13 protein-coding genes and 1 pseudogene are annotated in these 6,945 nt (G+C 54.9%); 11 read left to right on the plus strand and 3 right to left on the minus strand.

The genetic code is table 11. The annotated features are described in order from the left end of the window. From ACH2EH_RS00505 to ACH2EH_RS00545, 9 genes and pseudogenes are all read left to right on the plus strand, one after another. Positions 1 to 420 (plus strand): annotated as a pseudogene (locus tag ACH2EH_RS00505) (tRNA uridine-5-carboxymethylaminomethyl(34) synthesis enzyme MnmG); the annotation flags it as partial. Positions 421 to 455: 35 nt separating this feature from the next. Next, complete coding sequence (locus ACH2EH_RS00510) at positions 456 to 1,067, plus strand: hypothetical protein (RefSeq protein WP_395137750.1); 612 nt, start codon at positions 456 to 458, stop codon at positions 1,065 to 1,067. A gap of 8 nt (positions 1,068 to 1,075) precedes the next feature. Next, positions 1,076 to 1,234 (plus strand): hypothetical protein, encoded by a 159-nt coding sequence (locus tag ACH2EH_RS00515; RefSeq protein WP_395137752.1) that lies wholly within the window; start codon positions 1,076 to 1,078, stop codon positions 1,232 to 1,234. A 20-nt stretch (positions 1,235 to 1,254) separates the two neighbouring features. Then, the gene (locus ACH2EH_RS00520) at positions 1,255 to 1,653 is read left to right on the plus strand and encodes a hypothetical protein (RefSeq protein WP_395137753.1); all 399 of its coding nucleotides are present in this window, start codon (positions 1,255 to 1,257) and stop codon (positions 1,651 to 1,653) included. 153 nt (positions 1,654 to 1,806) lie between these two features. Beyond that, the gene (locus tag ACH2EH_RS00525) at positions 1,807 to 2,178 is read left to right on the plus strand and encodes a hypothetical protein (protein ID WP_395137755.1); all 372 of its coding nucleotides are present in this window, start codon (positions 1,807 to 1,809) and stop codon (positions 2,176 to 2,178) included. 4 nt (positions 2,179 to 2,182) lie between these two features. Next, positions 2,183 to 2,401, plus strand: coding sequence for a hypothetical protein (locus ACH2EH_RS00530; protein ID WP_395137757.1), 219 nt, complete (start codon positions 2,183 to 2,185; stop codon positions 2,399 to 2,401). 72 nt (positions 2,402 to 2,473) lie between these two features. Further along, positions 2,474 to 3,001: a GNAT family N-acetyltransferase gene (locus ACH2EH_RS00535; RefSeq protein ID WP_395137759.1), complete on the plus strand. Its 528-nt coding sequence runs from the start codon at positions 2,474 to 2,476 to the stop codon at positions 2,999 to 3,001. 57 nt (positions 3,002 to 3,058) lie between these two features. Next, positions 3,059 to 3,487, plus strand: a complete 429-nt coding sequence (locus ACH2EH_RS00540) for a hypothetical protein (RefSeq protein ID WP_395137761.1) — start codon at positions 3,059 to 3,061, stop codon at positions 3,485 to 3,487. A 5-nt stretch (positions 3,488 to 3,492) separates the two neighbouring features. After that, entirely contained in the window at positions 3,493 to 4,233 is a 741-nt protein-coding gene (locus ACH2EH_RS00545) for a YebC/PmpR family DNA-binding transcriptional regulator (RefSeq protein ID WP_395137763.1), read from the plus strand. Between the two features lie 46 nt (positions 4,234 to 4,279). Here ACH2EH_RS00545 and ACH2EH_RS00550 read toward each other — a convergent pair whose 3' ends face one another. From ACH2EH_RS00550 to ACH2EH_RS00560, 3 genes are all read right to left on the minus strand, one after another. Then, positions 4,280 to 4,456 (minus strand): hypothetical protein, encoded by a 177-nt coding sequence (locus ACH2EH_RS00550; protein ID WP_309696708.1) that lies wholly within the window; start codon positions 4,454 to 4,456, stop codon positions 4,280 to 4,282. A 15-nt stretch (positions 4,457 to 4,471) separates the two neighbouring features. Next, positions 4,472 to 5,125, minus strand: coding sequence for a PEP-CTERM sorting domain-containing protein (locus ACH2EH_RS00555; RefSeq protein ID WP_395137765.1), 654 nt, complete (start codon positions 5,123 to 5,125; stop codon positions 4,472 to 4,474). A gap of 186 nt (positions 5,126 to 5,311) precedes the next feature. Next, the gene (locus tag ACH2EH_RS00560; RefSeq protein ID WP_395137767.1) at positions 5,312 to 6,265 is read right to left on the minus strand and encodes a PEP-CTERM sorting domain-containing protein; all 954 of its coding nucleotides are present in this window, start codon (positions 6,263 to 6,265) and stop codon (positions 5,312 to 5,314) included. Positions 6,266 to 6,595: 330 nt separating this feature from the next. Between ACH2EH_RS00560 and ACH2EH_RS00565 the strand changes: the two genes are divergently transcribed. Further along, positions 6,596 to 6,799 carry a hypothetical protein gene (locus tag ACH2EH_RS00565; RefSeq protein WP_395137769.1) on the plus strand — a complete coding sequence of 68 codons (204 nt, stop codon included), beginning with the start codon at positions 6,596 to 6,598 and terminating at the stop codon, positions 6,797 to 6,799. Positions 6,800 to 6,837: 38 nt separating this feature from the next. Next, positions 6,838 to 6,945: SDR family NAD(P)-dependent oxidoreductase (locus ACH2EH_RS00570; protein ID WP_395137771.1), on the plus strand; the 108-nt coding region annotated here is incomplete at its 3' end.

Genomic DNA, 6,945 nt, shown 5'->3' on the forward strand with positions numbered 1-6,945 from the left:
AACACCGTCGGCGGGCTGGACAGTGCACGCTTAGAGGCGCTCGGCTTTGCGCCCATCACCACGCGCCTCTCCTACTTAGACCTGCTCCGTCGTCCCGAAGTCAGCATCGCCTCCGTTGCAAATCTCGCGGGGCTTGATCCCACGCACTACGCCGATGGCCTAGAGCAGTGCTTCATCACGGCGCGCTACGATGCCTACATCCGCCGCGAGGAGATGCAGATAGACGTCGCCCGCCGCGCCGACCACCTCGCCCTCCCCGCCGATCTGGACTACAAGCTCGTCCCGTCCATCGCCAACGAAGCCCTCGAAAAATGGAGCCGCCTCCGCCCCGCTACGCTCGGGCAAGCGGCAAGAATCCCCGGCATCAACCCCGCCGACATCTCCGCACTTCATATCTATCTTGTCTCCCGAAAGGCATAAGCGGGCAGGGAATCGGACGGTGATACAATCCAGGTATGGCTTACAGTGACTTCACGCTCCCGGAGCTGAAAAAACGATTCCTGCTCACTGTGGATGAGCAGACGAACTTGTTTTCCGAAGTACCCAGCCAGGAGCTTCCGGCGACTCTGGCCGACATCCTGCGCCGCTACCTGCCGCTGGCGCTCAACCTCAACACGGAAAAGGCCCGCTCCGAGCTGATTATCGCCCCGTTCTTGACCGAGTTCAAGCTCCTCTACTGGGATCGGGTCAGCCTCTTCTCCGGGGTGGAGTTCAACGTGGACGATGCCAACGGATTGAGAGGGCGCTGCGACTTTGTCCTCTCCGAGAACCCCGAGCAGCTTGTGCTGACCGCGCCCGTCTGCGTGCTGGTTGAGGCCAAGAACGAGAACATCGTCTCGGGCATCCCGCAGTGCTTGGCGGAAATGGTAGCAGCGCTGAAGTTCAATGCAAACAGCGAGCTTCCCCCCGCCCCCGTTTTTGGTGCCGTCACCACCGGAATCCAGTGGCGCTTCCTAAGGCTAGAAGGGCAGCAGGCCCAGGTAGACTGCGTGGAGTACAGTATCCAAAGCCCAGAGAAAGTCTTCGGTATCCTGAGACAGATCGCCTTGGGAGACATCGTGCTATAATTTAACAAATGGCAATCGAGACTTTGGAGCAGCTCGCGCAACAGCCCGAAACGAAGAAGCGCGGGTGGCGCTGGTTTGTCGGAATCTATGCGGGTTCGCCAGACTTCGACGATGTTGTGAAGGCAGGCCAAGAGTCGCGGGGCGCAGACCGTCCTCAAGGAAATTAAGACGATAAGAAAGACACATTATGTTAGATCAAATAAATACAAGAACCAATTCTGAAATATTGGAATCAATACTAAAATCATTTCAGAAGAAATTATGCGGACTAAAACTTGAATTTGGCTATATTAAACAATGTTTGGAAAAAAACGATGGAATTTCTCTGTCTGGATTTGGTGATATAGTAAAAATTTGGCGTATCACACCTGATGTCATAGAGGAAGTGCCGAATGACTTCCAGATTCCAAAGCCAGATCACCCAGGTCGCCGCTATGAGTGTGCCTATTTCACGTTCATCCTGCCAAATGCGTCGGGCTTGGGCAGGGGAGCATCGGTATGGGGTTCGATGGCTGGTGGTGGTTTTAGCTACCGAGTCTCCGCTGAGGGCGTAGAGCAAGTAGAGACATTATTGTGGAGTTTTTAAGTTTTTGGTCTAATCATGCGGTTTGCAATCTCCACGTCCCGTGCGATGGGGCGCTGAGATTGGGTCGTTAACGACATGTTGCGTTTCGCTTACATCCTCGACGGAACTGGTTGGGCGACGGCAACTCTGGGTGATGCTACATACAAAATAGCCATGACAGCATCGTACCTGAATGATTCGTTGGGAGAGCTAGCGCAGACGGCGGTGAGCCTTCGCGACGGCGATACGGTCGCAACAGTTGTGTTTATGGATGAACCGGGCGAACACCATCTGGTTCTTGAACGAGTTGGAGATGACCTGAGGATTCAAGTACGATGGTTCGATGACTGGGCGAGTCGTGGACTATACCCCGTGGATCAGTTTGATACAGTGTTAGAGACCCACGGCACTGTTCAAGAATTCGTCGCGGTAGTCACGGGTGCCCTCGATAATGTGCTAAAGGAATGGGGAACTAAGGGTTACAAGGTAAAGTGGGTTAAGCACTCATTTCCGATGAAGAAATACCGCCTACTGGCTGTCCACTAACCAAATGCAACATAACAAAAAATGTACCGGCGTTAATCTCCTTCTGAAAGCGTTCTCCGAGGGCTGGATATTGATTACCAACGACAAAGATTTCGGTGAGATGGTCTACCGAGAGCGCCGCCGCCATCAAGTCCTACTGGACAATCATGCGGAGCGACTGCCGGGTAATTTCGTGGTCGTCACGGAAGATCATGTCCGTTTCGCTAACACGCCAAGCTCCTGATCGCGTGTGGCAGAAACACGAGTTAGACCTCACAAGCAACCCGCACGACTGCCCAGGATAACGAAGTCAAGAATGCCAAATCACGAATTCATCGCTGCCAACATCACATCTCATAGAGACAAACTCATCGAGCTCAATATCGAGTACTTGTCGTGGGTGTTCGCTGGAATTGAAGAGCTTTTCTCCGTACCTGTGGACGAGGTGGTTGGAATGCCTGCGAGCGAGTATGTCCCAAGTGTGATCGACAAAATCTGCGGCGATCCACCTCCCAAAGGCATCTTCTACCTCGTCAAGGTTGATAACAAGCTGGCGGGCATGGGCGGGCTTCGGTTCCTTCGCACTGGTGTTGCAGAGATCAAGCGCCTCTACTTCCGGCCAGAGTTTCGCGGAATGAAGCTGGGGGAACTCACCCTGAGTCGCCTTCTTGCGGATGCTAGAGCGTTCGGCTACAAGAGCGTTTGCCTTGATACAGCCCTCTTTATGAAGTCCGCTCATCGTCTCTACGAGACCAATGGGTTTTCGGACTGCTCCGCATATGAAGGAGTGGAAGTGCCATCTGAGTTCCACAGTCGTTGGCGCTTCATGGAGCGCACACTCTGAGCGCTGCCAGTGAGGCCTCCCCCCTCGCTCAACTAGAACTGAAGGGCACGGACTGCCGTGAGTCGTAGGTCGAACCTCCTCTGGATTGATTGCACGGGTGGCTTGCTCGTGGGAGTAGCCGTCTTGCTCACCCAAGGCTGGCTGGCCAGACTCTATGCCCTCCCCAGCAATCTCTTACTGGTGATGGGGTGTTGCAATTTAGCGTACGCCTGCTTCTCGCTTTGGCTCGCGGTGGCACCACGTCAACGGACGGTGTCGCGGATCGGCGCACTGGCCCTCGCCAATCTGTTCTGGGCAGTCGGCTGTTTTATCATGGTAGCTGTGTATCTGCGGGTAGCTAGTGTCTTTGGGCTTGTGCACCTGATCGGTGAGGGTGTGTATGTAGGAGCGCTGGGCATACTGGAGTGGCGAGCGCGGGAGCTGTTGGCCGCAAGGCCAGCGCCACAGCTCAGCAGTGATGCGGTAAAATCCAACGGAGGATTTTAAGAACTATGTCTGGCCATAGCAAGTGGCATAATATTCGGTTGCGTAAGGGCAAGCAAGACGCGGTGCGCGGCAAGCTCTTCACCAAGCTGGCAAAAGAGATCATCATGGCGGCCAAGGGCGGCGGCAACCCGGATACCAATATCCGGCTGCGGATGGCCATTCAAACGGCCAAGCAGAGCTCCGTGCCCGCCGACACGATCAAGCGCGCCATACAGCGAGGAACCGGCGAGCTGGACGGCGGCAATTTAGACGAGCGGACGTTCGAGGGCTACGGCCCCGGCGGGGTTGCGATCATTGTGGAGTGCCTCACCGACAACATCAATCGAACGTTTCCGGAGCTACGTAGCGCCTTTGCAAAAAATGGCGGGCGTATCGGGGAGTCCGGCAGCGTGGCCTACATGTTCGAGCGCAAGGGCGTGATGATCGTGGAGCCGGGTGTCACCACCGAGGAGACACTCATGGAAGTGGCCATCGAGGCGGGCGCGGAAGATGTCCAGCCCACCGAAGACGGCGGCTTTGAGGTCACCACGGAGTTCACGGACTTCGCCACGGTGCGCGATGCCCTGGATGCGGCCAAGATCGCCACGTCGGCGGCGGACATCCAGCAGATCCCGACCACCATGGCGAATCTGGAAGTGGTGGAGCAGAAGAAAGTCCTCAAGCTTTTAGATGCACTCGAAGACAACGACGATGTGCAGAATGTCTACCACAACCTAGAGTTCAGCGACGAAGCCCTCGAAGACTGACCTCCCTATCAACCCCAAAACGAGCGAGGATTTCTCCTCGCTCGTTTTAGTTTTGCCCCAGCGGCAGCGTTTTAAGAATCCGAAAGAGCAGCTTCTCGATCCGTTCCGCCGAAAGCTCCACCGTCTCCGGGGCACGCAGCAACAGTGCCAGGAGAGCATCCGCTTCCTGCCGTGTCAGCGTCAGAGTCACCTCAGAGGTTGTCGGGTGCGTTTCGGATTCCATCAGGCAATAGAAACCTTACGCCTCTTTTCGCTGTCCACGCCGCCGCACCAGCACCAGTGGTCCCCCGAGAGCAAGAAACGCCAGCGTGCCAGGCTCCGGAGCAGTGACCACATAGTTAATCGTCCCATTCCAGACACGCGGCCTGACAATGGTACCGGGGATCAAGAAAAAGCTATTAGCGGAGATTCCCGTCAGAGAGAGATCGGCATTGGAGTAAAACTCATTCGAACCATTACCGGCAGTATACACAGCACTATAATTCACGTTTTGAATAGCGACTCCCGTGACCCCAGGCCCTAATAGGAAATCGGTAACATCGATAAAAGTCGGAGAATTTTGTGCCGCAGAATTACCAGATCCAGTCGCCACCAATGTCCAGCCCACATTCGTATTTTCAAAGCCGAGTACAGTTCCTGAGCGAGTGTATATCCCAAGATTTACCAAGGTATTAAGAGGGGTTGTAGAATTCACATTAATTGCCAGACTAGTGATCTTGATACCTGCGACCACATTCAAGTCAAAGTAAGTCCCTCCCCCCGCACTATTAGAATTGGTAGCAGCAAACAGAGTAGTTAAGGATTGTGCCTGCGCCACCTGGGGAAGCGCAGCGATGCCAAGAAGCGCCATTGCGGCGAGTGCGGTGAGAGACGTTGTACGAGTTGTTTTCATGTTTATTTCTTTCTTCGTCGCCCCGATGAAACGGGGCGTTTTGTTATCGTTTCGCGGCACGAGAGCCACCCGCAGCCAGAGGTTCGCGTTTCTGGTAACTGAGGCGGTTATCGTGTGGCGAGTGGGGCAAGCATTTACCCACATTCAGGGAAGAGAGTGCCGTGCAGATCGAAGGCAATGGGCAGCTTACGCCTCCTGCTTACGTCCACGGCGACGGATAATCACCAGCGTCCCCCCCAGAGCAAGCAGCCCCAATGTCCCCGGCTCCGGGGCAACGGAGGCAACAACGGGCTTGAAAGCCAACCCTGTCGGACGATCCATCCCACCCGGAGCGCCGGTAGCGAAGATGCTGATGCTATCAAAAACCCCTGGTGAGCTGAAAAGGATCTTGCGGACGCTTGAACCGCCACCACTACCGACATAGAGGCTACCACTTGCATCAAAGGCCAAGCCCTCCGGTTGCTGCGGGATGCCACTAACAAAGGTGCTAACAACACCTCCTGGCGTGATCTTGCTGATCCGATCACCATTACTCGATGCGTAGAGGTTACCACTCGCATCAAAGGCCAAGCTCCGAGGATTTTCCATTGCGCCGCCACCGGCAACAAACGTCGTACGAACTCCTCCGGGCGTAATTCGGTAGATTGCCCCCGTGCTAAAATCTGCTGTGAAAAGATTACCTGTCGTGTCAAAAGCGATCCCAGTTGGGCTACCTACCCCGGTGGCGAAGATGCTAATAAAGGTACCTGACGAAGTGTATTTGGAAATCCCATTACCAGCAGCATGACTAGCAACGTAGAGGTCACCACTCGTGTCAAACGCGATACCCCAGGGCCCATTTAACCCGTTATCATTGAACGGGATAATCTTCGTAATAACACCGCCGGGCGTAATCTTCGAGACAGAAGCATTGGAAGTATTTGAGACGTAAAGATTACCACTCGGATCAAAAACTAAGCCCCTTGGGTCAAAAGGACCAGACGCACCACCACCAGGAACGAATTGACTAATCACCCCCCCCGGTGTGATCTGGCTGATCGAGTTATTGCCATTATTCCCAACATAGAGGTCTTGCGCGTGGGCGTTTGTTGCGGCGAGGGCGACCCCGGCGAGGAGCGTGAGAGCGAGAAACAGTTTCATAGGTTGCTATCTTTCTGACGTTGAAATCCGAGGTTGCGGCGGGGCATTTTACCCACGCGTTACCCCATAGTCATAGTAAGGTAGCTAGTGTAAATTGATCGTAAATTGATCGTAAATTCCGATGTAATTATCGTAAATTTACCGTAAATTTACGGTTTATTTTTCCTGAAGAGCTTTTTTTTCCACGAATGACGTTGCGCGTCTTGCTGGGGCCTGAAAGGCTCCGGCTTTGCGACGCTACGCACCAAGCGGCCCGAGGCCGCAGAGGTTGCGACTTTTTGAGCATTTTGCCGTCTAATTTCGATAGAGAGGAAGAGAAAAGAGATCATTATGAAACGCACACCAGCCCCCAAACAAAAAACAACCAGCCAGCAGCTTGAAGCCCTGAAGCGCCTGCCCTCGCCGCTCTTCACCGCCGCACTCTACCGAAGCGGCACAGGAGCGCACACGGATCAGCCGAGCCGCTACAGCAAGCGCGAGCGTGCCAGCCACCGCGCCGACGAGCGCCAGGCGCGGCTCAGCGCAGGAGAGTAGCTCCCCTCTGACGAACTTCTCAGGGGAGGGTGGTGTTTATGCTTCTTTCAGGAAAAGTCGTGCTCGTCACGGGTGGCGGGCGTGGGATCGGGGCGGCGATCTGTCGGGTGCTGGCGCGCGAGGGGGCGCATGTGGCGGTGAACTAC

Source organism: Armatimonas sp., from assembly GCF_043760365.1.
In the GTDB taxonomy this organism is placed as follows: Bacteria; Armatimonadota; Armatimonadia; order Armatimonadales; family Armatimonadaceae; genus Armatimonas.